Annotated in this window: 23 protein-coding genes, 2 pseudogenes, 1 riboswitch and 1 other annotated feature; of the genes and pseudogenes, 8 read left to right on the top strand and 17 right to left on the bottom strand. The window is 44.3% G+C overall.

Annotation, left to right across the window (positions count from 1 at the left end):
- Nucleotides 1-17 precede the first annotated feature (17 nt).
- The 3 genes from lpxH to ATG66_RS11075 all read left to right on the top strand — a co-directional run bounded on the left by lpxH (nt 18) and on the right by ATG66_RS11075 (nt 2676).
- Nucleotides 18-764, top strand: coding sequence for a UDP-2,3-diacylglucosamine diphosphatase (gene lpxH / locus ATG66_RS11085; RefSeq protein ID WP_098415350.1), 747 nt, complete (start codon nt 18-20; stop codon nt 762-764).
- Between the two features lie 88 nt (nt 765-852).
- Nucleotides 853-2067, top strand: coding sequence for an EAL and HDOD domain-containing protein (locus ATG66_RS11080; protein WP_098415349.1), 1215 nt, complete (start codon nt 853-855; stop codon nt 2065-2067).
- Nucleotides 2068-2157: 90 nt separating this feature from the next.
- A complete protein-coding gene (locus ATG66_RS11075) occupies nt 2158-2676 on the top strand; it encodes a YchJ family protein (RefSeq protein ID WP_098415348.1) in 519 nt (172 codons plus the stop codon).
- Between the two features lie 119 nt (nt 2677-2795).
- Here ATG66_RS11075 and hisIE read toward each other — a convergent pair whose 3' ends face one another.
- The 8 genes from hisIE to hisG form a co-directional block, all read right to left on the bottom strand.
- Nucleotides 2796-3431 (bottom strand): bifunctional phosphoribosyl-AMP cyclohydrolase/phosphoribosyl-ATP diphosphatase HisIE, encoded by a 636-nt coding sequence (hisIE, locus tag ATG66_RS11070; protein WP_098415347.1) that lies wholly within the window; start codon nt 3429-3431, stop codon nt 2796-2798.
- Nucleotides 3428-4201, bottom strand: a complete 774-nt coding sequence (hisF, locus tag ATG66_RS11065; RefSeq protein WP_098415346.1) for an imidazole glycerol phosphate synthase subunit HisF — start codon at nt 4199-4201, stop codon at nt 3428-3430. The genes hisIE and hisF overlap by 4 nt, the downstream gene beginning before the upstream one ends.
- Nucleotides 4183-4920 (bottom strand): 1-(5-phosphoribosyl)-5-[(5-phosphoribosylamino)methylideneamino]imidazole-4-carboxamide isomerase, encoded by a 738-nt coding sequence (gene hisA, locus ATG66_RS11060; protein ID WP_098415345.1) that lies wholly within the window; start codon nt 4918-4920, stop codon nt 4183-4185. The genes hisF and hisA overlap by 19 nt, the downstream gene beginning before the upstream one ends.
- 12 nt (nt 4921-4932) lie before the next feature.
- A complete protein-coding gene (hisH, locus tag ATG66_RS11055) occupies nt 4933-5547 on the bottom strand; it encodes an imidazole glycerol phosphate synthase subunit HisH (protein ID WP_098415344.1) in 615 nt (204 codons plus the stop codon).
- A 28-nt stretch (nt 5548-5575) separates the two neighbouring features.
- Nucleotides 5576-6649, bottom strand: coding sequence for a bifunctional histidinol-phosphatase/imidazoleglycerol-phosphate dehydratase HisB (gene hisB / locus ATG66_RS11050; protein ID WP_098415343.1), 1074 nt, complete (start codon nt 6647-6649; stop codon nt 5576-5578).
- Between the two features lie 71 nt (nt 6650-6720).
- Complete coding sequence (hisC, locus tag ATG66_RS11045) at nt 6721-7761, bottom strand: histidinol-phosphate transaminase (protein ID WP_098415342.1); 1041 nt, start codon at nt 7759-7761, stop codon at nt 6721-6723.
- Between the two features lie 18 nt (nt 7762-7779).
- The gene (hisD, locus tag ATG66_RS11040; RefSeq protein WP_098415341.1) at nt 7780-9072 is read right to left on the bottom strand and encodes a histidinol dehydrogenase; all 1293 of its coding nucleotides are present in this window, start codon (nt 9070-9072) and stop codon (nt 7780-7782) included.
- A gap of 5 nt (nt 9073-9077) precedes the next feature.
- Entirely contained in the window at nt 9078-9974 is an 897-nt protein-coding gene (gene hisG, locus ATG66_RS11035) for an ATP phosphoribosyltransferase (RefSeq protein WP_098415340.1), read from the bottom strand.
- 49 nt (nt 9975-10023) lie between these two features.
- Nucleotides 10024-10160: a sequence feature (His leader region), on the bottom strand.
- 275 nt (nt 10161-10435) lie between these two features.
- Here hisG and ATG66_RS11030 point away from each other — a divergent pair.
- Nucleotides 10436-10684 (top strand): annotated as a pseudogene (locus ATG66_RS11030) (helix-turn-helix domain-containing protein); the annotation flags it as partial.
- Between the two features lie 271 nt (nt 10685-10955).
- On the opposite strand, the gene tet(35) reads toward ATG66_RS11030, so the two are convergent.
- Nucleotides 10956-12557: a tetracycline efflux Na+/H+ antiporter family transporter Tet(35) gene (tet(35), locus tag ATG66_RS11025; protein WP_098415339.1), complete on the bottom strand. Its 1602-nt coding sequence runs from the start codon at nt 12555-12557 to the stop codon at nt 10956-10958.
- 109 nt (nt 12558-12666) lie between these two features.
- A riboswitch (Lysine riboswitch) is annotated at nt 12667-12849 on the bottom strand.
- A 581-nt stretch (nt 12850-13430) separates the two neighbouring features.
- On the opposite strand from tet(35), the gene ATG66_RS11020 reads away from it, so the two are divergent.
- A complete protein-coding gene (locus tag ATG66_RS11020) occupies nt 13431-13841 on the top strand; it encodes an H-NS family histone-like protein (RefSeq protein ID WP_098415338.1) in 411 nt (136 codons plus the stop codon).
- Nucleotides 13842-13963: 122 nt separating this feature from the next.
- Here the strand turns inward: ATG66_RS11020 and ATG66_RS11015 are convergent, their stop codons facing one another.
- Together ATG66_RS11015 and ATG66_RS11010 are read right to left on the bottom strand one after the other, a co-directional pair.
- The gene (locus ATG66_RS11015; RefSeq protein ID WP_098415337.1) at nt 13964-15268 is read right to left on the bottom strand and encodes an inosine/guanosine kinase; all 1305 of its coding nucleotides are present in this window, start codon (nt 15266-15268) and stop codon (nt 13964-13966) included.
- A 116-nt stretch (nt 15269-15384) separates the two neighbouring features.
- Nucleotides 15385-15654 (bottom strand): hypothetical protein, encoded by a 270-nt coding sequence (locus ATG66_RS11010; protein WP_098415336.1) that lies wholly within the window; start codon nt 15652-15654, stop codon nt 15385-15387.
- Nucleotides 15655-15844: 190 nt separating this feature from the next.
- Here ATG66_RS11010 and mnmA point away from each other — a divergent pair, with 190 nt between their 5' ends.
- From mnmA to purB, 3 genes are all read left to right on the top strand, one after another.
- Nucleotides 15845-16987 (top strand): tRNA 2-thiouridine(34) synthase MnmA, encoded by a 1143-nt coding sequence (mnmA, locus tag ATG66_RS11005; RefSeq protein ID WP_098415335.1) that lies wholly within the window; start codon nt 15845-15847, stop codon nt 16985-16987.
- A 10-nt stretch (nt 16988-16997) separates the two neighbouring features.
- The gene (gene hflD, locus ATG66_RS11000; RefSeq protein ID WP_098415334.1) at nt 16998-17615 is read left to right on the top strand and encodes a high frequency lysogenization protein HflD; all 618 of its coding nucleotides are present in this window, start codon (nt 16998-17000) and stop codon (nt 17613-17615) included.
- 148 nt (nt 17616-17763) lie between these two features.
- The gene (gene purB, locus ATG66_RS10995; protein ID WP_098415333.1) at nt 17764-19134 is read left to right on the top strand and encodes an adenylosuccinate lyase; all 1371 of its coding nucleotides are present in this window, start codon (nt 17764-17766) and stop codon (nt 19132-19134) included.
- A gap of 174 nt (nt 19135-19308) precedes the next feature.
- Here purB and ATG66_RS10990 read toward each other — a convergent pair whose 3' ends face one another.
- From ATG66_RS10990 to ATG66_RS10965, 6 genes and pseudogenes are all read right to left on the bottom strand, one after another.
- The gene (locus ATG66_RS10990) at nt 19309-19842 is read right to left on the bottom strand and encodes a DUF3833 domain-containing protein (protein ID WP_098415332.1); all 534 of its coding nucleotides are present in this window, start codon (nt 19840-19842) and stop codon (nt 19309-19311) included.
- The gene (locus ATG66_RS10985) at nt 19842-20435 is read right to left on the bottom strand and encodes a hypothetical protein (protein ID WP_098415331.1); all 594 of its coding nucleotides are present in this window, start codon (nt 20433-20435) and stop codon (nt 19842-19844) included. The genes ATG66_RS10990 and ATG66_RS10985 overlap by 1 nt, the downstream gene beginning before the upstream one ends.
- On the bottom strand, nt 20395-20907 hold the full coding sequence (locus ATG66_RS10980) for a DUF2878 domain-containing protein (protein ID WP_098415330.1): 513 nt from the start codon (nt 20905-20907) through the stop codon (nt 20395-20397). Before ATG66_RS10980 ends, ATG66_RS10985 begins: the two co-directional genes overlap by 41 nt.
- Before the next feature lie 6 nt (nt 20908-20913).
- Nucleotides 20914-22170 (bottom strand): SAM-dependent methyltransferase, encoded by a 1257-nt coding sequence (locus ATG66_RS10975; RefSeq protein WP_098415329.1) that lies wholly within the window; start codon nt 22168-22170, stop codon nt 20914-20916.
- A pseudogene (locus ATG66_RS10970) lies at nt 22164-22983 on the bottom strand (DUF1365 domain-containing protein). The gene ATG66_RS10975 and the pseudogene ATG66_RS10970 overlap by 7 nt, the downstream one beginning before the upstream one ends.
- Nucleotides 22984-24294, bottom strand: coding sequence for an NAD(P)/FAD-dependent oxidoreductase (locus ATG66_RS10965; protein WP_098415328.1), 1311 nt, complete (start codon nt 24292-24294; stop codon nt 22984-22986).
- Between the last annotated feature and the right edge of the window lie 8 nt (nt 24295-24302).

The raw sequence follows: 24302 nt of genomic DNA, 5'->3' as shown, positions 1-24302 counted from the left end.
CGCCTCCCCTTATTTCTATGATGACATTATTTATTTCCGATCTTCACCTTACGCCATCTCGTCCAGACATTACCCAATGCTTTGCGACGTTCATGCGAACAGAAGCTGTCGACGCCGACGCACTTTACGTGTTAGGTGATCTGTTCGAGTTTTGGGTTGGAGACGAAGACAACACCCCCTTCGCAAACCAAGTTCGAACTGAATTCAAAACGCTCACCGACCATGGCGTGCCCGTCTTTTTTATTCAGGGCAACCGTGACTTCTTGTTAGGAGAACGTTTTTGCAAAGACACAGGGATCACGTTACTTGATGAGGTTTGCACCATTGACCTGTATGGCACTAAAGCAGTCATACTTCACGGCGATACCCTATGCACGGATGACATCGACTACCAAAAATTCCGTAAGACCGTCCACCAGCCCTGGTTACAGTGGCTTTTCAAGCATATTCCTTGGTTTATAAAGAAAAAAATCGTTTCAAAAGTTCAATCCGATATTCGTGGTGATAAAAAGAGCAAGCCTCTCGATATCATGGATGTGAATCAAAGCGAAGTGGAAAAGGTGATGTCCCAGAATGGCGTCAACCTCATGATTCATGGCCACACTCACCGTCCCGATACACACTTTTTTGATATCAACGGTACTAAAAAGATCCGTATCGTTTTGGGTGATTGGTACACGCAAGGTTCCGTTTTGCAAGTCAATTCTGATACCTTTGAACTACAAACACGACCATTCGATACATCACCTCCACTTAGATGTTGAGTAGGTAGAAGATTCACTCACAAGTCGTAGATATTTTATAAAAAATCGCTATCATCATGAAAATAGTTGAACGGAACGAAGTACCTAATTGAAGTATTCTTACGTAGCTCGCCAGCCAATATTGGACAGAGAAAGACGAACCATAGGTTACGAACTTCTCTTTCGCGACGGTCCCAAAAACACCTTCCCTGAAGTAGAGCCAGAGCTGGCTACGAGTCGACTGCTATCCGATCATTTTCTGTCGACTCATTACAACACATTAGGTGATAAACTGGGCTTCGTTAATTTCCCACACCAAAGCTTAGTGAACTTGGTGCCAACACTGTTTCCGAAAGATTCATTAGTTATTGAGGTTCTTGAAGATTGTGAGCCGACCAAAGAACTCCTAGACGCGATCAAACACCTACATCAATGTGGATACAAAATTGCCTTGGATGATTTTGTTCCAACCCCAGCTTGGAAGCAGTTTCTTCCTTATATTTCCATGATCAAGTTTGACATTCGATTGGTTCCGATTCAAAAAGCCGCCATTTTTATCCAAGCTCTAAGTCAATTCAATATCGACTTTCTGGCAGAAAAAGTCGAAACCTATGAAGAGTTTAAACAAGCACTCGAAGCTGGATTTGACTATTTTCAAGGCTATTTTTTCAGCAAACCAGAGATGATTCAGAAAAAGCGTATAAACCCTGCCTTCCTGACTGTCATCCAACTGTGTAAAGAGATAGCGGACAAGCCCATCAATTTTAATGAAGTCGAGCGACTGTTTTCTATTGATGTGACACTTTCATACAAACTGCTCACGTACGTTAATTCAGGCTACACGTTAACGACAAAGATTAAGTCATTTAGACAGGCGCTTATTTACTTAGGTGAAGAGCGCTTGAGGCGCTTTATTTCACTCGTCGCAATTGCTTCTGTTCAAGAGGATAAGCCAGACTCGCTCTACTCGCTTGCTATTCAGCGCGCTAGGATGTGCGAGATTTTACTCGGTCAAATGGACACTAAGTACGATCCTGGGCAAGCTTTTTTGACGGGAATGTTTTCTCTACTGGACTCTTTGCTCGATCAGCCTCTTTCGGATGTCATTGAGGATATTCCCATTGATGAGGACATCAAACTCGCGCTAACTAGTCACAAAGGAGTGCTCGGTTACTTGCTTTGCATGATTATCGCGTATGAACAAGCGGATTGGGAACTGGCAGAACAATATTGCTCATCTCTCAAACTTACCGAGCCACAGTTGGCTGATGCTTTTAATCAATCGACCGCTTGGGCTCAAGCACTCCTTTCTCAAACGCCTTGAACCGCTATAATATCCCCCATAATACCGCCAACCTCACGATTATTGTGAGGTTGTTTGTTTTTACCGCTTAATTAAACGAGTTTTCATTTTATGGTTTCTTCTTGTCCTTGCGGCTCTAGCCGTACCTACAAACAGTGTTGTGAAATTGCCCACAATAATCATGCCGATGTCAGCACGCCAGAGCAACTTATGCGCTCTCGTTACAGCGCTCATGCTGTGGGTCTGGTTGATTACATCGTAAATACCTACCACTCTAGCTGCAATGCAGAAGCACAACGCGAAGAAATTGCGCAATCCATAGAGAGTGACTGGTGCAAGCTTGAAGTCGTAAAAGCAGAAGCGGGCAGCAATGAAGACGAAGGTTTTGTAGAATTCCGCGCCTACTTTAACGAAGACGGCAAGCGCTACTGTATGTCCGAGCGCTCTCGCTTTGTAAAAGAGAACGGACTTTGGTTCTACATTGACGGTACATTCCCAGAAGAAGAGCCAGAAGAAAAACGGTCCGAACTGGATCCACGACTAAACCAATCAATCGATGGCTTAAAAGTTGGCAGAAATGATCCGTGCATCTGCGGCAGTGGCAAGAAGTTTAAGAAGTGCTGTGGATAAAGGCTTTTAGATTTGAGCTCTGATCTCGTCTAGGCTTATCGGAGTGACGTACTCCACCTCGTTATATAAAAAAGCCCCTAACTCTTAAGCTTAGGGGCTTTATCTTATCTTGAGTAACCTTATTTGTGGCGCTCTTTTAGCTTGTTCACCACATCATTCATCGATAAACCTTGGTCTTGCAACAGCACCATCAAGTGATAAATCAAATCCGCAGATTCACACACTAATTCCGCCTTATCGCCCGACGTCGCCGCAAGCGCGACTTCAACGCCTTCTTCGCCCACTTTCTGCGAAATACGCTTGGTGCCACGAGCATAAAGACTGGCAGTATAAGAGGAGCCTGGATCGGCACTCTTGCGGGCAGCCAATAACTGCTCAAGTTGATGAAGCCACACCATCTGCGACTCTTCTTGTGAATCGCCGTCCCAACAGGTCGTGGTCCCGGTATGGCACGTTGGGCCTATAGGGTTTACTTTGACTAGTAGCGTGTCAGCGTCACAATCGAGCGAAATATTCACTAACTGCAGCACATTACCTGAGGTTTCACCTTTGGTCCACAAACGCGCTTTAGTACGAGAGAAAAACGTCACTTGACCAGTTTCACCCGTTTTTGCTAGTGCGTCTTGGTTCATGTAGCCCATCATCAACACTTGGCTTGATTGAAAATCTTGTACGACGGCAGGCACCAAGCCATCGACTTTGTCCCAGTTGATTCGCTCTGATAGCAAACTTACTTCGGCGGCTTTAAAACTCATAGTCGTACCTCAATGCCTTGTTGTTTTAAATACTGTTTTAGTTCACCAATATTGATGACTTGCTTGTGGAATACTGACGCGGCAAGGGCACCATCCACATTCGCTTTTTGGTATGCTTCGGCAAAGTGCTCTACGGCCCCCGCACCGCCCGACGCGATGAGCGGCACTTTACACACTTCACGAACCATATTGAGCTGTTCAATGTCGTAGCCGCTGCGCACACCATCTTGGTTCATCATGTTTAATACGATTTCACCCGCGCCACGTTTTTGCACTTCTTGCACCCAATCACGCGCTTCCCATTGAGTCGCCTTTGTACGCTCTTCATCGCCGGTGAACTGGTAAACTTGGTATTTCCCAGTTGCTTTGTTGTAATAAGAATCAATGCCCACCACGATACACTGCACCCCAAACTTATCAGCGAGATCCGTAATCAATTGTGGATTCGCTAACGCTGGCGAGTTAATAGAAACTTTGTCCGCACCAAACTCTAGGATCCGCGCCGCATCTTCTGCCGACTTAATACCACCAGCCACACAGAAAGGAATGTCGATCACTTCCGCAACTCGCTTCACCCAACTTTTGTCCACCACACGACCATCACTTGACGCGGTAATATCGTAAAAGACCAGTTCATCTGCGCCCTCTTCAGCGTAGCGTTGAGCCAGCGGAACAATGTCGCCAATGATCTCGTGGTTACGGAACTGAACGCCTTTCACCACTTGTCCATCACGAACATCAAGACATGGTATTATTCGCTTTGCCAGCATGCCAATGCCTCCTCTGCTGTGAACTTTCCATCCAGTAAAGCACGACCGACAATCACGCCGGATACGCCTGTCCCTTTGAGCCTCTCGATATCAGCCAGTGAGCCAATACCGCCCGACGATTGGAATTGCACTTGTGGGTATTGTTTAGATAGATCGACGTAAAGCTCTACGTTTGAGCCTTCTAGTGTACCGTCACGAGAAATATCCGTACAAAGTACGTGCTGTAGACCTACTGTTAGGTAATCATTAATAAGTGCTTCAATCGTTACACCCGAGTCTTCTTGCCAGCCCGAGATGGCCACTTTACGCGTGCCATCTTGGTCGATGTTAATATCTAGTGCTAAGACAATTTTCTCTGCACCGTATTTTTCCATCCACCCTTTCACAAGCTCTGGTTGCTTGACTGCTGTCGAGCCAACCACAACACGCTGGGCGCCTGCCTCTAACAAATCAATCACGTCTTGCTCTGTGCGCACACCGCCACCGATTTGGATGTTCGCTGGCGTGCTTGCTAGTAGCTTTGCAATCAAATCAAGTTGGCGCGCAGAGGTATCTTTTGCACCTGTTAAATCCACCAAATGCAGCCAGTTAGCGCCCGCTTGGTGGTACAAGTTGAACTGCTCTGCAGGGTCAACTTTGTACTCGGTTACTTGGCCGTAATCACCTTGATAAAGGCGAACTACCTGTCCTTCGATTAAATCAAGAGCTGGAATAATCACACTAAATTCCTTTTATAGTTCTAAGAAGTTTTGCATAAGCTTCGCGCCCGCTTTTGAAGAACGCTCAGGGTGGAATTGCACACCGTAGTAATTGCCGCTTTGTAATGCTGCTGTGAACGGATTGCCGTATTCACATTCGGCAATCGTATAATCGCCAACGGGCATGGCAAAGCTGTGTACAAAGTAGAAGTACTCCCCTTCTTCAATATCTTTGAACAGTGGGTTTCCAGCTTTTGCAGAAACGGTATTCCACCCCATGTGTGGCAGTGGCAAGTCGCCAGTTTGCATCAGTTTCACTTCACCTTCGCAAAGGCCAAGACACTCCACTGAGGCATCCGCTTTCTGACCCTTCTCCTGAGAAAACTTACCCAATAGCTGCATACCCAAACAGATGCCGAGCAATGGCTTTTCAACTTGTTTGACGAGATTGATAAGATCACGATCTTCAAGGTTCTTCATCGCTTCACTTGCGGTCCCCACTCCTGGCAAGAAGAGCTTGTCAGCAGATAGTACGACTTGGGGATCTTTTGAAATCGTAACCTTGTAGCCAAGACGCTCAATGGCAAACCTTACCGAAGAAACATTGGCACACCCTGTATCAATGATGACAACTTTTTGTTCTGTCACTATTTTTTCTCCTATCCTAACGGAAGCCTTAAAGCACACCTTTACTGCTTGGTAATTCTGTTCCTTCCACTTTAATGGCTTGACGCAGAGTTCGGCCAAACGCTTTAAACAAGCTTTCAACAATGTGGTGATCATTATTGCCCGCAGAAGAAAGGTGCAGCGTACACGCTAAGGTGTCAGTCAGAGAACGGAAGAAGTGCACCACCATCTCAGTTGAGAGGTCACCCACTTGTTCACGGCTAAACTGCGCGTCGAACTTAAGGTATGGGCGGCCAGACAGATCCAGCGCACATTGAGCCAAACACTCGTCCATTGGAAGGCTAAAGCCAAAGCGACCAATACCACGCTTGTCACCTAGCGCTTCTTTCAACGCTTGCCCCAACGCAAGAGCGGTGTCTTCTACCGTGTGGTGATCATCTATGTGTAGGTCGCCTTCCACTTTGCACACCATTTGGAACCCACCGTGCGTCGCGATTTGATCCAGCATGTGGTCGAAGAAACCAAGACCCGTTGAAATATCGTTACCACCTTGCTCATCAAGGTTAACCGCAACTTTAATGTCCGTCTCTTTGGTGGTACGAATCACTTCAGCAACGCGAGCTTTAACCGTGAGATCTTTCAGGATCTGTTTCCAACCCATGGTTTCTGGATTGTATTGAATCCCGCGAATCGCCATGTTTTCCGCCAATTGCAGATCCGTTTGGCGGTCACCAATCACGACAGAGTGTTGGAAATCCACTTTGCCGCCTTGAAGGTACGCTTTCACCATGCCTAGCTTAGGCTTACGGCAAGAACAGTTGTCTTCTTCAAAGTGCGGGCAAATCAGCACATCATCGAACTTCACACCTTGAGATTCAAAGATCTCCATCATCATATTGTGCGGCGCATCGAAGTCTTCTTGAGGGTAGCTGTCGGTACCAAGACCATCTTGGTTCGTGACCATCACTAGCCGGTATCCTGCATCCTGCAACGACAACAGGCTTGGGATAACAAACGGCTCTAGTTTTAACTTATCCAAGCGGTCAACTTGGAAATCAATCGGTGGCTCGACAATCAGCGTGCCATCACGGTCGATAAATAGGATTTTTTGTTGCTTGCTCACTCGAACTTCCTTATTGCTATTCTTTTTTGACGCTCTCGCTATTTAGCAAGAGCGATTAACTCGATCTCTACTTATGAATAGTAGTTTCTGATGAAACCCAGTGTTTTTTCGCACTCGTCGCGGTTTCCGACACTAATACGTACGCAATTCTCGATTGGTGAGTTACGAAGAATGATTCCCGTGTCCCAAGCAGCTTTGAATACTTCGTCGCCATCTGGGAATTTCACCAACAGGTAGTTACCCCACCCTTCAAAGACTTCCAAACCTGGAATCATCGACAAACCGACCTGCAGATAAGCGCGGTTTGCGTTCAAGTCGAGGACTTGGAATTTTGCTCGCGCTAACCCTGCTTCAGAAAGCGCCTGAGTGGCAATTTCCGCAACAGGAACGGGAACTGGGTACGGGGCAATAACTTTAAGAAGGACATTAATCACTTCTTCATTCGCAAGCGTAAATCCACAACGCAAACCAGCAAGCGCAAAAGCTTTCGACAGAGTCCGCAAAATCGCGAGATTCGGGTATTGCGCCAGTAAATCTACCGTTGATGCTTCTGGACAAAAATCAATGTACGCTTCGTCCATCACTACGATTGCGCGGCCTTTTGTCATCTCAAGCAGAGAGACAATATCTTCACGCTTAACTAAGTTACCCGTTGGGTTGTTTGGCGAACATACAAACACCAGTTTTACGTTATCTAGGTTTGCTTCAATACCCTCAAGATCCAGTTGCCAATCTGTGGTTAACGGCACCGTTTTGCGCGCTACACCGATGGTTTCTGCACTGATGGCGTACATACCGTAAGTCGGTGGGCAGTATAAAATCGCGTCTTCACCCGGTTCACAGAAAGCACGAATCAATAACTCAATACCTTCGTCTGCGCCACGAGAAGTCAGTGTCTGCTCTGGTTTCACTCCAGCATACGCGGCGTAAGCAGAAATCAATTCTTTAGGTTGGCATTCGCTGTAACGATTAAGACGAGCAAAATCGGTTTTGTATTCATTATTGAACGGGGATTCATTCGCGTTTAACCACACATCACCAGTACCACCAATTCGGCGAGCCGAAAGATAAGGTGTTAGTTGTTGGACTTGTTTACGCGCTAGCTTTTCCATCTCTTTACTCTCTTATTCTTACTTACTTGCTAATTTTGCTACACGGATAGTAACAGCACGTTTGTGGGCGTCCAGACCTTCCGCTTCGGCCATGGTCACAACCGTTGGCGCAAGATTTTTCAGACCGTCAGCTGAAAGCTCTTGAACCGTCATTCGTTTAGAAAAATCAGCCAAACCTAAGCTTGAGTATGTCCGAGTGTAACCGTAAGTAGGAAGCACGTGGTTAGTGCCCGATGCATAGTCGCCAGCCGACTCCGGAGACCAATCACCAAGGAAGATAGAGCCTGCGTTATCTAATAGAGGTAAAAGTTCTCTCGGATTCTTAGTCTGTACAATCAAGTGCTCTGGACCATAGTAATTAGAGATAGAAATAGCCTGCGTAATCGACTCTGCAATAATGATTAGGCTTGATGCCAGTGCCTGTTCAGCGATGTCGGCACGCGACAGTAGTTTCAATTGACGTTGCACTGCATCTGTCACTTGGTCGGCGATAATGGCGGACGGAGTGACAAGGACAACTTGAGAGTCAGGTCCATGTTCTGCCTGGCTTAAAAGGTCCGCCGCAATAAAATCTGGGTCCGCTGTTTCGTCTGCGATCACAAGAACTTCCGAAGGGCCCGCTGGCATATCAATCGCGGCGCCACGGAAATCATTACTAGCTTGACGTTTCGCTTCCGTAACGTAAGCGTTGCCCGGACCAAAAATTTTATCGACCTTCGACACCGTTTCTGTGCCGTAAGCCATTGCCGCAATAGCTTGACCACCACCGATATTGTAAACATCGTCAATACCACACAACTTAGCGACATAAAGGATCTCATCCGCGATAGGGGGTGGAGAACACAGTACGACTTTGCGACAGCCTGCAATTTTCGCTGGTACACCAAGCATCAAAACCGTCGACGGTAATGGCGCACTACCGCCAGGAATATATAACCCCACTTTTTGAATTGGACGTGTTACCTGTTCACAAAGCACACCCGGTTGAGTTTCGACTTTAATTGGCTGTGGCTTTTGCGCTTTGTGGAATTTGGAAATATTGGCATAAGCTTGCTCTAGTGCGTTTTTCATTGATTCAGACAAGCGTTCTGAAGCGGCTTTAATTTCCTGAGAGGAAACACGGATGGATTCAGGTTTAACGCGATCAAACTTTTCCGTTAACTCCAGTATTGCTGCATCGCCCTCGCTACGAACTTGGCTAATTACTTTAGACACAGCGGCGGTAATATTTGCACCTTGAGTAATAGCGGGACGCTCTAGGATAGAATCTTGTTGTTGTTCACTTAATGATTGCCAAACGACTGTTCTCATGATGCTTACTCCATCATTTTTTCAATTGGTAATACTAAAATTGAGCTTGCGCCAAGCTCTTTAAGCTGTTCCATTGTTTCCCAGAATAAATTTTCTGTACTGACTAAGTGAACGGCAATTTTTTGTTTATCAGCTGATAGCGGTAATACAGTAGGGTCTTCAGCACCAGGAAGTAACGCCTTGATTTGGTCTAGTTTTTCAGCAGGAGCGTGAAGCATGATGTATTTGGATTCTTTGGCTTGTTGAACGCCTTGCATGCGTGTCAGCAACTTTTCAATAAGAGCGATTTTGTCAGCATCGAACTCCCCAGTACGCTGAATTAGCGTCGCTTTCGATTTGAAGATCACTTCCGCTTCTTTTAAGCCGTTCGCTTCTAGCGTTGCGCCCGTTGATACTAAGTCAGCAATCGCATCAGCTAGCCCAGCGCGAGGCGCGACTTCTACAGAGCCCGTTAGCATACATGTGGAGAATGGAACGCCTGCTTCATCCATGTAAGCTTTTAGGAGTTGAGGGTAAGTTGTGGCAATACGCTTACCAGCCAAGTCTTGCGGGCCGTTGTACTCTTCATCCTTGTCGATTGCGATAGACAAGCGGCAACCGCCAAAATCAAGTCGACGAAGTGGAACAAATTCACATGGCTCACCCAAAGCTTTACGATCTAAGCGTACTTCCTCTAACTCGTTTTCTCCGATAAAACCAAGGTCAACAACGCCATCCATGATCAAACCAGGAATGTCATCGTCACGCACTAGCAGCAAATCGATCGGCATATTCTCCGAGTGAACAACTAATCGCTCCCCCATAATGTTAAATTTTACGCCGCATTGTTTTAGTAGAGCTTGGCTTTCTTTACTAAGACGGCCTTTTTTCTGAATAGCGATTCTTAAGCGTTGTGTTTGCATAACTTTGTCCCTGTGCAAGATTTGATATCTAAATATTTTTAAAGCTAAAACGAAAAAACCCTCAGGAGATTGTTCTCTCCCGAGGGTTTTAATCTGAAATTGCTCTGATTTAACCTCCGGGAGTTTCCTGCCTCCCGGGTATGCGCGCATCTCCCGAAAGACTAGATTGGGTGATGATGGTGATGAATGTTCATTACAAAATTGCGCATACTTATTTAAGGCTCTGTCGTATTTCTGGATTAGCTCCACACTAACTAAGGATTCTATTTTTTTCAATAGCGAATTTTAAATTTTCCAGCACTTTTTTTTAAACCATTAATTTTTAATAACTTATTTTTAATTTAATTGCGATAAGGTGCAAAAAATAGTGATTACCCATGAAACTGCGTAAAGGTAGCACTCAGTAAACAGCAGATTTCAGTGATGCTGCACTATACTCATTAATCGGTAATAGCGTATGTATTCAAGAGCTACGAAACGTGATTCAACGAGCCATTATTATGTGTGACGACAATACCCTACTCGTCGCCGACTTGGGCCTAGATAATAATGAGAGACAGCTGCTCCCTTCAGTAGACCAAATCGACCTCGATTACCTATTGTAGGCAATTGAGGAAAACAAACACAATATGAGTGCTGCTGCGCGTCATCTTGGGATATCGAGAACAACGCTTTACCGTCTCATTAAAAAGTACAACTTAAACGTCTAGTCACTGTACAGGTGTAACGTAACACTGTGTAACAGACAACTCGCTATGTATCATTCACTTAAATTTTCAGCCTGAATACCCTAACTTTAGAGCACTATAAATCAAAGCTTATATCAGGCATATTCCCTGCTAATAACTAACAGTAAGTCCGAGATGATTAGGTTAGCCCCAAAAACGCGATTGCCCCCCTCACCTAAATCGCGTTAAAAAAAGCTCCGCTAATTTAGCGGAGCTTCCTCTTTCTGTCAGTCTGTCAGTAAACTGAAACGCGTTATACGTTTTGACACGATGCCATCTTAGACTTCGACAACCAAGACAGGGCGAGGCATACCATAATGAAAATCACTGACGCTGCAATAAGCGAGAGTGCGATAGATGCCGTTATGCCCAAAGTAATAAAGCCAACACACGAGACTAGTGCCACCGATAATGCATAAGGTAACTGTGTTGATACGTGATCAATGTGATTACAGCGAGCACCAGTAGACGATAGAATCGTAGTATCTGAAATTGGTGAGCAATGGTCACCAAATACCGCGCCGGCTAATACGGCACTCAACATTGGCAGCATCAAAGCGAGATCAGTCGCCCCCGCCATATCACCGGCAATTGGTAACATGATGCCAAACGTCCCCCATGAAGTGCCCGTTGAGAAAGCCATTAAACCTGACAATAAGAATAAAATCACAGGTAACCACTGCGGGTTAATATTACCTTGCGCCAAGGTCGATAAGTAAGACCCCGTCTTCATGTCGCCGATAACAGAACCAATGGTCCAAGCAAATACGAGTATGAGAATTGCCCCGAACATTGACTTAGCACCAATCCAAAGCGTGCGAGTAATCTCAGTCATTGGTAGGCCTTGTTTAATCACAGTAAACAACGCGACGGCTAACCCTAGCAAACTACCGTAAATTAAAGACATACCTACATCGGTGTTTTCAAATGCGCCCAACAAAGCAAATTCTTTACCATCAGCGGCCAAAGCCTGACCACCGGTGTATAGCATCGAAGCGATCGTGGCAATAATTAACGTGACGATTGGAAGTACAAGGTCAGAAACTGTGCCTTTTTCACTTTCGCGGATATCAAGCTCTTCATTGAGTTCATGCGCTTCTTGCGAATCATTCTCTTTGTCTTTATCAAAGCCACGACCTTGAGACGCCGAAATTTCGTGATCACGCATCTTACCGACATCTAGGCCAAACCAAGCAACCGCAAACACCATCAGTAGCGCAAAGACTGCGTAGAAGTTCATTGGGATCAAACGAACATAGGCACCTAACGCTGAATACTCGGTAATCCCATGAGAGACCAAAATGCCGCCAATGATAGTGATGATATATGCGCCCCAGCTAGACGCTGGCATGATCACACACATCGGTGCTGCTGTTGAGTCAAGAATATACGCAAGTTTGGCGCGAGACACATAGAAGCGATCGGTCACCGGGCGAGAAATCGCACCAACCGCAAGACTGTTAAAGTAGTCGTCGACAAAAATGAATACGCCTAAGCAGGCTGCGAGAAGTTTAGAGCCGCGCTTACTTTTCACTCGAGACTGTGCCCACTCGGCAAACGCACGAGTACCACCAGACAGCGTCAACAAGGCCGTGGTCATACCAAGCAAAACGAGGAAACCCACGATACTCATATTCCAAGTATTAATACCACCATCTTCAACAAAGACAGAGGACACTTGAGAACTGACATAGCTAGCGGTGTCACCGATAGACCAGCTGTTTAGTAGAACCGACCCCAGTACGATACCAACGCCGAGAGAAATTAATACACGTCGAGTCAAAATCGCCAGAGTCAAAGCGACAATAGGTGGCAATAATGAAACAGGAGAATTGGAAAAATCTATTAAATTCATGATCTTCAAAAACCAAAGTTTGGCTAGAGATCTACTGCAGACAAGTCACGCAGCATACGATACGTGCTCATGTTGAACTTAGCGACAGGGAAGCGAACACTTCACCCAACCCTACAGTAGCGCTCCATAGTTTAATGTGAATATATACTATGGCAGTGTTGTTCCTTTCAGATACAACCCCAATAAGTAACATTGATAGGCTACTTACTTCGGCAATCTTCGCCTTCCACTATTATTCATTGGCATCACCCCAATAATAGCTACTCTTCGAGACTGCACCTCTACGGCAACAGCAAACAATTAACCGTTCATTTTACAAATCAACAACAAATTATCTGCAATATTGCATCAGGTGGCAGCCATTGTACTTATGATATGAGGCAATGCAACACATCAAACTAAATTAAACCAATAAATAGTCACACCTCTAATTTATAAATCATGCCTACTTTAATTTTTCTTTGTGCAACTGAAATCACAGCAACTACGATATTTATGAAACATCATTATCACCTTAAGAATATCATGGTTTATCCGGCTTCAATAAATTCAGAATATATGCTCGCTAGAGATAGTGAGACACAGTCTATTTCTAAGTACTAATTCTCACCTTTTTATACAAAACGATGCATTAATCATTATCAGCAATAATGGATAATAACTTTAATTCCCACCTCTTAAGATTTCTTTCGAGTTAAGTATTATTAATAAAGGTAAAAAACAGCTAAATTTAAACAAAATCATGATTTAGTATTTGCACATAAGGAGAAGATAAAGTTAAATATAAGGACTCTTTGTTTATTTGTAGACTGGCATTATTTAATCGTAACAATAAAAAGTGCCCAACACATTAACCTATTAATAGGAATCGTTATGTCAGAGCTGACTAAAACACTTCTAAATATCCGTAGCCTTCGTGCATTTTCTCGTGAGCTGACTCTAGAACAATTGGAAGAAGCTCTAGATAAACTAACTACTGTTGTAGAAGAGCGCAGAGAAACAGAAGAAGCAGAACGTGCAGAAAAAGCAGAGCAAGAAGCGAAACTAGCAGAGATTGCAGAAAAAATCGCTCAAGATGGCATCGACGTTGAAGCACTGATCAGTGCTTTATCGGGCGAAGCTAAAACGAAGACAAAATCTAAGAAGCGCGCGCCTCGCCCAGCAAAATACAAATACATAAACGCAAACGGCCAAGAAAAAACTTGGACTGGCCAAGGTCGTACACCTTCCGCAATCCAAGAGCAACTGGATGCGGGTAAATCATTAGATGATTTCCTAATCTAATTCAGATTATTAAAAGGCTCTCGTTGGAGCCTTTTTTATTTGTATTGAACAAACTAAAATGGCGCACTCTCAAGTGCGCCATTTTAACATTAGTTATCGAACAGTTAATTATCGATTATGTATTAACGTTCCCAGTATGCTTCTTCTAAGCTGTCTTCTCGCTCTGGAAGACCGCGTGACAGACGTGGAGAATGCTGAACGAGAACTTCATAACTAGCACGGTTTGCATATTTGCAAACTTGTGAAAAAGAAGAGTAGGTTAAATACTCGTTACTGTGCTTGCTTGAATTAGGCACATTTTCTTTATGATATTTGTTTGCGGCCATATCATGAAGGACAGCTGATAATGCCGCGTCACCCGCACCATTAGTATTCTTTATCTTTTCAGGTCCCCCCATATATGGAGAAATATGTGAGTAAACCTTAATCGGATTTTCACATGCGTGTCGCTTAGCTGGGCGGCTAAATTCATAACGGTTAAACTCCGCGATTGAACCTGGAAGCAATGGTAAAGATGTTTCTCGCTTCGCACTGTCTTCTGTATAACCAGCCATAAACAAACCAACAGGACCTGCTGTACATAGCACTAAATCAGTCCATTCTAACGCCTTATCCGATGCAGCAAGAGGATCAGACTCACCCGTCAGGGCTTCTGCTTCATCTTCATTCATGGCGACAACAGAAACGTTGTCTCGAATAAACTCTTGCCAATATTTGGGGTCATCTTGAATAACAAACTTTGTTCCTAGCGTAAGAACCACTGGTACATCATTCTTTTTCGCGTACTCAATTGCCTTCATCGTTGCTTCAGGCATTGGGTCACCCTCTTTACAACGTACTAAGTACGAAGTTAGTACCAACGCAGAAGCATTTTTAAAGATTTTTTCTGGAATGCTATCGGGATGAAGTTGGTTCATCTGACCTTCACTAATTGCAAAAGTACGTTCACCATCTTCGGTAATCAGCGCGAAGCAACGGCCAATCGCACCATCTACGCCTTGTAGGTAATTCAAATCCATCCGGCTCGATGTGTTACATAGGTAACGATAACCATAACTGCCGATTTTGATATCCTGACTCATCACACCAAGCAGCGTTGAGCGGTCATCGGCTAAAACAGAGTAGTTATGTAACGTATTACCAATAGTACCGCCTGCATATTCGTTGGTAATTAAGCTCTCTTCTTTTAACTGCTGGTATAATTCTTCCGCTTTGGCGTCATCAATAACCAGTGAATGACCTTTACTCAAACCGTACTTTTCAATCACATCCGTTGTAACTTTTGCTTCAATATCTACCAAAGTTTGGTCAATACCAATGATGTGAGTGCGCGTCATCATCTTGCTTTCTTGTGCTTGGCTCACTAGTGGGTCACGAGCATGAACAGGAAAATAGTGCTTCGATTTGCGTTGTCCAGGAAATTTCATATTGTCAGTCTGAGTAAGGGGATAATAAAGAGAACGGATTCTATACCGCGAATAATAAAGCGGCAATAAAAGCCATTATAGCAAACGATTGCTAGCCATTTTTTCTTCCCGAAGCTTTATTCCCCCTCCATAAAACTCAGATCTGGTAGCTGATCTAGGTGTTCACTGTAGCGCTTCAGATTGAACTCTCCTTCATTTTTCATGACATCAAATACTTCAATCGACATCGCACACGCCAGCATAGCCACGGCATCTTCTCGTGGCGTTCCGGTCATCATTAAGCGCATTAACGTTTCTTTGGCTTGGATTGGATTTCCATCCTCTAACTGGTTTTCCACAATTTCAATGAGTTCTGCTTCTTGCATGAATTGATTTTCGGCTGTCATTTGTTCACTACCTCTTGGATTTTTGCCAACTATGCCATATATACCTTCTCTATATCTATGAAATAGCCCATTCGATGTTTTTGTTGTAGCAAATACAACAAAAAACGAAGTGTGATTTCGATCTCGGAACTGTCACCGGTCTGTGGATTCTGATAGAATCTGCGTCCCGTTTATTAAGTGGTGTTTAGTAATGTCTGATAACAGCCAAAAGAAAGTCATCGTCGGTATGTCCGGCGGCGTTGATTCATCTGTTTCTGCGTACCTTCTAAAACAACAAGGCTACCAAGTTGAAGGCCTGTTCATGAAGAACTGGGAAGAAGATGACAACGAAGAATATTGCACAGCAGCAGAAGACTTAGCCGATGCTCAGGCAGTATGTGACAAGCTAGGCATCCATCTACACACCATCAACTTTGCCGCAGAGTACTGGGATAACGTATTTGAGTACTTCCTAGCGGAATACAAAGCAGGTCGTACGCCCAATCCAGACATTCTTTGTAATAAAGAAATTAAGTTTAAAGCGTTCCTTGAGTTTGCCGATGAAGTGCTGGAAGCAGACTACATCGCAATGGGTCACTACGTGCGTCGTTCTTTCCCAGAAAATTCATTACCTGGTGAAGAACAGAAGAAACCACAAATGTTACGCGGTCTAGATAGCAACAAAGACCAGAGCTACTTCTTATATACACTCAGCCACGAGCAAGTAGGCCGTAGCCTATTCCCGGTTGGTGATTTAGAGAAGCCAGAAGTGCGCCGCATTGCGGAAGAGCAAGGCTTAGTAACAGCGAAGAAAAAAGACTCTACTGGTATCTGTTTCATCGGTGAGCGTAAATTTACCGACTTCCTGAGCCGTTACCTACCAGCTCAACCTGGTAACATCGAAACGCCAGAAGGCGAAGTGATCGGCCAACACCAAGGTCTGATGTACCACACTCTTGGCCAGCGTAAAGGCTTACACATTGGTGGTCGTAAAGGCGGTGGTGGCAATGAAGAACCATGGTTCGTTGGTGAAAAAGACCTCAAGCGCAACGTTTTGATTGCCGTGCAAGGCAAAGACCATCCAATCCTGAAATCAGAAGGGCTACTTGCATCACAACTTCATTGGGTAGAACGTGAACCAATTCGTGATGTTATGAAGTGCACAGTGAAAACTCGTTACCGCCAACACGATATTCCTTGTACAATCATTCCTGTCGATGATGAAAACATTAAAGTGATCTTTGATGAACCACAAATTGCAGTGACTCCTGGTCAATCTGCCGTATTCTATAAAGATGACGTTTGCCTAGGTGGCGGCATTATCGAACAACGCATTAAATATTCTCAAGCTTAGGAGTTGTTACGTGGCGAATACACTTTATGACCGTACTATCGCTTTCGCTGGTATTTGCCAAGCCGTTGCTTTGGTTCAACAAGTGGCGCGAAACGGACATTGTGATCAAGATGCTTTTGAAACATCCATTAACGCCATTTTGAACACAAATCCAGCTAACACCGTTGGCGTATTCGGTTGCGAAGCCGATCTAAAACTTGGTCTAGAGTGCCTAGTTAAAGGCATTGATAGCACCCCATCTGGCAGTGAAATTACTCGCTATCTCATTAGCTTAATGGCTCTAGAACGTAAGTTAACTGCTCGTAACGATGCGATGTCACAACTTGCTGATCGTATTCAGATGGCCAAACGTCAAACGGAACATTTTGAATTGCTAGACGATCAAATGCTTAGCAATCTCGCAAGTATTTATTTGGATGTCGTTAGCCCTATTGGTCCACGAATTCAAGTCACTGGCACACCATCGGTACTGCAACAAACCTCTAGCCAGCATAAAGTTCGGGCGCTACTACTATCGGGCATTCGTAGCGCGGTGCTTTGGCGTCAAGTCGGTGGCAAACGCCGTCACCTGATCTTTGGCCGCAAGAAAATGATCGAACAGGCTCAGATCCTGTTAGCCCGAATATAAAATGCACCTGCTAGCTCGCGTTTATCGCGAGCTACTTTTTTTCGACTAAAACAAACTCCGCGCAAACGTTTGCGCGATATTCGTGACAATTGCCACCGTTATTGGTATAACGCTCACGAAATTTAGAAACTCAATTCAGGAGAACATCATGGAACTGTCAGCATTGACTGCTGTTTCACCAGTAGACGGTCGCTACGGAAGCAAAACCATTGCGTTACGCGAAATTTTCAGTGAATACGGTCTACTAAAATACCGTACCATCGTTGAGATTCGCTGGTTACAGAAGCTAGCAGCGACGGCTGAAATTGCCGAGGTGCCAGCATTCAGCGCAGAAGCGAATCAATTCCTAGACGACCTTGCTGCAAGCTTCTCTGAAGAAGATGCACGCCGTATCAAAGAAATCGAGCGTACAACTAACCACGACGTTAAAGCGGTTGAATACTTCTTAAAAGAGAAAGTGGCAGACGTTCCTGAACTGCACGCTGTCAATGAGTTCTTCCACTTTGCATGTACTTCTGAAGACATCAACAACACATCGCACGCTTTAATGCTTAAAGAAGCACGTGAGATGGTTATTCTTCCAGAACTTCGCAACCTCATTGACGCAATCAAAGCACTTGCTGTTGAGCACCGCGATATCCCTCTTCTCTCTCGTACCCACGGCCAACCAGCTTCTCCATCAACGATGGGTAAAGAAATGGCGAACGTTGCATATCGTATGGAGCGTCAATACAAACAAATCGAAAACGTTGAGATCCTCGCGAAAATCAACGGCGCAGTAGGTAACTACAACGCACACTTATCTGCTTACCCTGAGCTAGATTGGCACAAATTCAGCGAAGAGTTCATTACCGAGTCTCTGGGCGTCACATGGAACCCATACACCACTCAGATCGAGCCACACGATTACATTGCTGAACTCTTCGATGCAATCGCACGCTTTAACACTATCCTGATCGATTTCGACCGCGATATTTGGGGTTACATTGCACTGGGTCACTTCAAGCAAAAAACGATTGCAGGTGAGATCGGCTCTTCAACAATGCCACATAAAGTTAACCCGATCGATTTTGAAAACTCTGAGGGTAACCTCGGTCTGGCAAACGCCGTATTTGGCCATTTAGCACAAAAACTGCCTATCTCTCGTTGGCAGCGTGACCTAACTGACTCTACAGTTCTACGTAACCTCGGTGTTGGTGTTGGCTACGCAGTGATCGCCTACACGTCTACGCTAAAAGGCATCAGTAAACTAGAAGTAAACCGTGAAGCACTGCTTGCTGAACTAGACAGAAACTGGGAAGTACTTGCAGAGCCAGTGCAAACAGTCATGCGTCGTTACGGCATCGAGAAACCGTATGAGAAGCTAAAAGAGCTAACTCGTGGTAAGCGTGTAGATGGTGAAGCAATGCGTAACTTCATCGACGGTCTTGAGCTTCCTGAACACGAGAAAGCACGTTTGAAAGAAATGACGCCAGCTAACTACATCGGTCAAGCTATCGAGCTAACTGACAAGCTGTAACTTTTCCGTGATGGACTAGAAATTGAAAAAGGTTGACGTCAAAGCGTCAACCTTTTTTTGTCTCTAAGAGGATTGAAAAATACAAGTTTAAAATCGCGCTGCATTAACATATTTAATCAGGCCCGCGGACAGTCTCCCCTAAACCTAATACGTGCTTAAGTACATCAACCCCTGTTAAGGCTGCTTTTGAAAAAACAAGGTTATCGTACCGACTTCAAGGCCAAACTTTTTAATTTTGGTGAGATTAAATACGTGTTTTTCATCTTGACGATAGAGCCAGTCATCAAAAAAGACGTTCACCGAAGAATCATCCATTTGTAATTCGAAGTCATACTGCCACTGCAACGCATTTCCCTGCTCTTTACCCGTTGCAACGCCAATAATATCATCCGCCTTTCCTTCGTAACTGCCGTCATCCAGTTTGGTGATCACCCAGATTCGTTGATCAAGTTCTCCATCATCAAAAACGAAGTCTTCTACAAGCGTTAATTTGTTCCCTTTTACCGTACCAACAATATCCACTTCAAACCGACGTGTCTGTTGTTCGCTGTAATCTTGAACCATGCCCCAAGCTTTTACATCACCCTCGAAATAACCGAATAAGTCAAAGGTCGGTGTCGAGGATTGGTAATTATCAATGTCCGCTGAGCATGCCGAAAGGAAAGCAGCAGTAATCAAAGCGGTTGACTTCAAAATTCGTTTAAGCACTATCTAACCTGCCCTATTAGTTGTTTTCGAAGCTTGGGAAATTCGGTATTTGGTGATAACCAAATCGACAAAAATGCGTCGTTCATACGTTCATCTTGAATATCGCCGACCATTTCTACTCGCAAGGAATCTGATGGTCTAAAAAGCAGTTGGCCCGTTTTACCATCAGTCAAATAAGTTAATTGATCTCCCTTCTCGATACTGGGGAACATGGTGTTAAGCTCAGCAATCCACTTTTCACGATAATAGTCAGAAAAACCTAACTTAGCCCATTGTTCGTCTGTCACATCTAGTAGCCTTTGCTTACTGACATTTCTTTGATAATTGATTTCCAAAGCAAGCGGGTGTGGAGAAACATCATGGCTTGAGGCGAATTTTCCACCAGGGGCTTTCAAACGCGACTGGTAAATATCGAAAATAAACCACGTCAATTGCGCCTCCCCGACCGTTTCCCACCCTGTCCAGCCGTCTAAATTCACACCGTTATTCGCTTTGCCAATACTTTGCGCTTGCAGAGTAAATGAGCAAAGCAACACGGCAGAAGTAAGGGCACTAATCAGGTTTCGTGTTAAGACTCTCTTCAAGCTTTTCATTTCCGTAGACCTTTAATATTAACAGCATCATCGCAACCCATTCTGCAAACAAAATAATTAAAGTGACGCCAGTACTAAATCCAAATTCAACGGCTTGGAGCTTGAAGCCCGCGTAGTAACTGACCACTCCTCCTATACCGCCTATTATTGATACGTAGGTTTTCGGGAAACGGTACAAAACGGATCTGAGTTGATAAGCATACCAAGAGAACAATACCCACAAGCACATCAGCCAAACAGGAAGCCATAACGTCGGAAAAACAAAAACAGAAATTTGTTGGTTGAGTGTATCGAGAACGAGGCCGGAAACGGTGATAACGGCAATGCCCCTTAACGAAGCAATGTCGGTTTTGATGCAATAAAGAATTGTAGTAATAGTCAGCGCGAAGGTGACCCATTGCAAATGATAGGTTCCGATCACCGCTGAAAACCAGCAGAGTTGGAACCATATCGACGCGATAAACACTCTCATGATGAATTACGGTCTTTGAAACGTCATATGTATCGCGCTGATGCTTCTCGCTAAAAAACCACCTTCACAATAACTTAAGTAATAACGCCACATGCGAACGAAACGGTCATCATAGCCAAGTGAACGTACGTGCTCTTCAGCTTGGTTAAAGCTGTAATGCCAATCGTTCAGCGTCTTCGCATAATCCAGACCGATATCAAACAGATCACGTACCACCAAGTCACTATACTTGGTGGTCGTTTGAGCCAGCGAAGTCACTGAAGGCAAAAAACCTCCAGGAAAGATGTATTTCTGAATAAAGTCAACATTGTTGCTGTAGTACTCGTAACGCTGGTCAGCAATGGTGATAGCTTGAATAGCCATTAACCCGCCAGGTTTGAGTAATGATTGACACTTTTTGATATAAGAAGGCAGAAATTGTTTACCGACAGCTTCGATCATTTCAATGGAGACCAGTTTGTCATAAACCCCATTAAGATCGCGATAGTCTTTCTTTAGCAACGTCACCTTATTCGATAATCCACGCTCCTTTATCTGTTGCTCGGCATAAGCATGCTGCTCTTCTGAAATGGTTGTCGTGGTGACATGACAGCCATATTGCTCGGCCATGTAAATCGCCATGGCTCCCCAGCCAGTACCAATTTCAATAACTTCATCTGAAGGTTGCAGGTTTAGCTGCTGACACAAACGCTCCATCTTATTCATTTGCGCTTGTTCTAACGAATCGTTGTCTTGGAGGTAGAGAGCTGACGAGTACAGCATATTACTGTCTAAAAACGACTGGTATAAATCGTTACCTAAGTCGTAGTGTGCATGAATGTTCTTCCGTGAATTCTCTTGAGAATTACGGTTTGTCCAGTGACTAAACTTATACAATAATTTCGTCAGCAAACTGCCTTGCTCTTCTAATTTATCCAAAGCTCGCATGTTAAGAGCCATTAGCTTCATTAATGATGTTAGATCTGGGCTATCCCACCAGCCATCCATGTAAGCTTCGCCTGCGGCAATACTGCCACCTTGTAATATTCGCGAGTAAAAACCGGGGTGTTTAACTTCTATACTGGCGACCACTGGTTGGCCATTATATTCGCCATCTGGTGCGGTAAATCGTTCGCTTCTTTCTGTCGCTTCCGTTTTATAACTCTCAATAACAGTTAAGCAGCCGATTTCTATTTTTTGCAGACATTGAAAAATAACTCCGCGAGCCGCTTTTTGAGTCGTGGTAAGCTTGCGCGGCAATGTTATCGAACTGGTATTTAACATGCAGAATTCTCCTTGCTCTTTTTATTATCTTTTATCTTTTTTATCTGTATCGGCTTCTATTTCGTCAGATGTTGAATATTTAGGATGAGAATAAAACGGTGCCCCTTTTATCCACAATTTTAGTGCGTGCCAATAAATACCCACCATGACTTTTACCGTTTGAATTGGCGTAACGATCAAACACTTGAACAGATTTTTACTGGAAAACTCTGTTGCTTTCATGGCCATCGTGGCATCAAAGTGTTTATCACCTTTATGGCATTCGAGATGAATATTGAGCTTGTCTGTCAAAGGCTTGATCTTCCAACGGTATAGCTGGTCAATGGGATTAAAGGGCGAGACATGAAAAGCTTTATCGTGTTCCCAGCCAAAGTGCTCGTCGTTCTTATCTGCGGAAAGAGCGTAATAATGACGTTCATTCCATGGCGTATTACTGACTTCCGCAAGTAGATATTGCCATTCACCCTGTTGATTGTAGACGTAGTAAAAGTTAACCGGACTGAAATAGAGCCCCAAATAACGCAAGTGACAGACCGCAATCACTTTGCCGGTGCATTGTACACCTGTCATTGTTTGCAACTTATCCTGTACTGCCTTTTTCAAGTTTCCTTCACCAAGGTAATCACTACGTTTAAACCGAGCCCAATGCCACCAACGCGTACCAAAACCCCATACTTTTTTCTCGAGTTGTTCTAATTCATCGACATCAATAGCCGGCATGAACAAATTGTAGTCCAGATTGTGACGTACAGGGGTGAAACGCCGATGTCTTACATTTCCGATAAAGAGTTGGCTGTTCATATGGTTACCCATTTATGCTGCGCCTTTTTCTATCTTAGTCATGTCTTCTTCACCGAATTTACGTTCTATACCTTTCACGACATCCAACGCACTACGTACGCCATCTTCGTGAAAGCCGCTGTACCAATATGCGCCACAGAACCATGTATTTTTAACGCCTTGAATTTCATCTTTACGCTGTTGAGCAGCAATGGATTCCGTAGTAAAAACCGGATGGTGATAAACAAATTTTCGCAGAACTTTACTTGCGTCAATTTTCTCAGAGCTATTTAACGTGACGCAAAAAGTGTGTTCCGACTGAACGTGTTGGAGGATATTCATATTATAAGTGAGAGATGGCAGCTTTTGCTGCTCGCCTTCACTGCCTTCTAACAAATAATTCCACGAAGCCCAAGCGGTCTCACGCTTTGGCAGTAAACTAATATCCGTATGAAGCACCACCTCATTCGCTTGATAAGCCATATCCTCTAGGATCTGCTGTTCGTTTTGCGTAATGTCTCCAACCATTTTCATTGCTTGGTCACTGTGACAAGCAAAAATAACTTCATCGAACCATTCCGTCACTCCATTGACTTTGACCGCCACGCCACGCTCACTTCTAACAACTCTCTCAACGGGGCAATTTAGACGGATTTTGTCTGAAAACCCTTGTATAAGGGGCGATATGTAGGCGCGAGAGCCACCTTTGATCACATACCACTGAGGTCGGTTAGTTACATCCAGCAGACCATGGTTTAAGAAGAAACGTAAGAAAAACATTAGTGGAAACGCACGCATATCCGCCAACGTTGAAGACCAAATTGCCGCGCCCATTGGCAGGATATAGTTATCAGAAAAGAAAGCACTAAAGTGATGCTCATCAAGAAACTCGCCCAGCGTTTGCGAATTAGTGGATTGCTCGTTGGCAAAGGTTTTCGCTAACTTATTGAATCTTAATATCTCAAAGATAAAACGATAAAATTTAGGGTTTGCCCAATTACGTTTCTGCGCAAACAGTGTTGAGATGGTGTGCCCGTTGTACTCCAAGCCATTACCATCGTTTCGGACACTAAAACTCATTTGAGTCGGCAAGCCTTCGACGCCAATCTCGTTCATCATTTTGATGAAGTTTGGGTAAGTCCTGTCATTGTAAACAATAAAGCCAGTATCAATCGCGTAGTCTTTACCGCCGACATTCACGTCCACCGTCGCCGTGTGCCCACCAATATAATCGTTGGCTTCAAATACGGTGACATCGTGATTATTGTGTAAGTAATATCCACACGTTAGGCCTGATATGCCCGTTCCTATGATCGCAATCTTTTTTTTCCCTGCTGATCTCATTTCTCTTC

Source organism: Vibrio sp. ES.051 (genome assembly GCF_002563795.1).
Classification (GTDB): domain Bacteria; phylum Pseudomonadota; class Gammaproteobacteria; order Enterobacterales; family Vibrionaceae; genus Vibrio.
This window is presented reverse-complemented; position numbering and strand designations above follow the sequence as displayed.

Coding starts and splice junctions, on each gene's coding strand:
- lpxH (WP_098415350.1), top strand. CDS start 18: ATGATGACATTATTTATTTCCGATCTTCACCTTACGCCATCTCGTCCA.
- ATG66_RS11075 (WP_098415348.1), top strand. CDS start 2,158: ATGGTTTCTTCTTGTCCTTGCGGCTCTAGCCGTACCTACAAACAGTGT.
- hisIE (WP_098415347.1), bottom strand. CDS start 3,431: ATGAGTTTTAAAGCCGCCGAAGTAAGTTTGCTATCAGAGCGAATCAAC.
- hisF (WP_098415346.1), bottom strand. CDS start 4,201: ATGCTGGCAAAGCGAATAATACCATGTCTTGATGTTCGTGATGGACAA.
- hisC (WP_098415342.1), bottom strand. CDS start 7,761: ATGGAAAAGCTAGCGCGTAAACAAGTCCAACAACTAACACCTTATCTT.
- hisD (WP_098415341.1), bottom strand. CDS start 9,072: ATGAGAACAGTCGTTTGGCAATCATTAAGTGAACAACAACAAGATTCT.
- hisG (WP_098415340.1), bottom strand. CDS start 9,974: ATGCAAACACAACGCTTAAGAATCGCTATTCAGAAAAAAGGCCGTCTT.
- ATG66_RS11020 (WP_098415338.1), top strand. CDS start 13,431: ATGTCAGAGCTGACTAAAACACTTCTAAATATCCGTAGCCTTCGTGCA.
- ATG66_RS11015 (WP_098415337.1), bottom strand. CDS start 15,268: ATGAAATTTCCTGGACAACGCAAATCGAAGCACTATTTTCCTGTTCAT.
- ATG66_RS11010 (WP_098415336.1), bottom strand. CDS start 15,654: ATGACAGCCGAAAATCAATTCATGCAAGAAGCAGAACTCATTGAAATT.
- mnmA (WP_098415335.1), top strand. CDS start 15,845: ATGTCTGATAACAGCCAAAAGAAAGTCATCGTCGGTATGTCCGGCGGC.
- purB (WP_098415333.1), top strand. CDS start 17,764: ATGGAACTGTCAGCATTGACTGCTGTTTCACCAGTAGACGGTCGCTAC.
- ATG66_RS10985 (WP_098415331.1), bottom strand. CDS start 20,435: ATGAAAAGCTTGAAGAGAGTCTTAACACGAAACCTGATTAGTGCCCTT.
- ATG66_RS10980 (WP_098415330.1), bottom strand. CDS start 20,907: ATGAGAGTGTTTATCGCGTCGATATGGTTCCAACTCTGCTGGTTTTCA.
- ATG66_RS10975 (WP_098415329.1), bottom strand. CDS start 22,170: ATGTTAAATACCAGTTCGATAACATTGCCGCGCAAGCTTACCACGACT.
- ATG66_RS10965 (WP_098415328.1), bottom strand. CDS start 24,294: ATGAGATCAGCAGGGAAAAAAAAGATTGCGATCATAGGAACGGGCATA.